This window comes from Vibrio harveyi NBRC 15634 = ATCC 14126 = KCTC 12724 (genome assembly GCF_001591145.1).
In the GTDB taxonomy this organism is placed as follows: domain Bacteria; phylum Pseudomonadota; class Gammaproteobacteria; order Enterobacterales; family Vibrionaceae; genus Vibrio; species Vibrio harveyi.
In genome coordinates, this window is the sequence record NZ_BCUF01000173.1 from 1 (window position 1) to 579 (window position 579).

Here is a 579-nt window from a genome sequence, read left to right on the forward strand (position 1 = left end):
TTGCTCACACCTTAACAGGGCGTTAGCTTTTTTCAATCGTAAGAAAACCAGAGGAATTTATGACTCCAGAACAGTCAGAAGAAAACAGACTAAAGTTTATGGTTGATGTCCGCAAGTTTGGGGAAAGAGATCATAGTGGGGTAGTTGCGATTTTGAAAGCTCACCTTATGATAGAGCAAATGTTAAACGAGATAATTAAGTGTAATTTAACTTGGAGTGACAAAAAGTTAGACTCTTGCAGGCTAACTTTTGCACAAAAGGTTAAGTTAACTATCGGCATGGAACAACTTGATTCGTCGGTAGAATTATCATTATCGACTTTAAATAAAATTCGTAATCTATGCGCACACGACTTTGATTTTGAGCTCGAAGATTCACATTGGGAAGATATTTTTTCTCCGTTTATAGACGAAACTCCATATGGCACAGCAATTGCTCCTTCCGAGGATCTTAAATGGAAGCGATGGACTATGTGGATGCTTGGGATTTTTTTCCCAACAGCAGATGTTTATGCAGCTGAAACTGGGAATGAGGACTATTTTAAAAAGTTCGACTAGTCCGGTTACAAAGCTAACAAAC

Annotated in this window: 1 protein-coding gene; it reads left to right on the forward strand. The window is 38.2% G+C overall.

The genetic code is table 11. The features are described 5' to 3' along the window. Positions 1-59 precede the first annotated feature (59 nt). Complete coding sequence (locus tag VHA02S_RS25060; RefSeq protein ID WP_038899243.1) at positions 60-557, forward strand: hypothetical protein; 498 nt, start codon at positions 60-62, stop codon at positions 555-557. Positions 558-579: the final 22 nt, after the last annotated feature.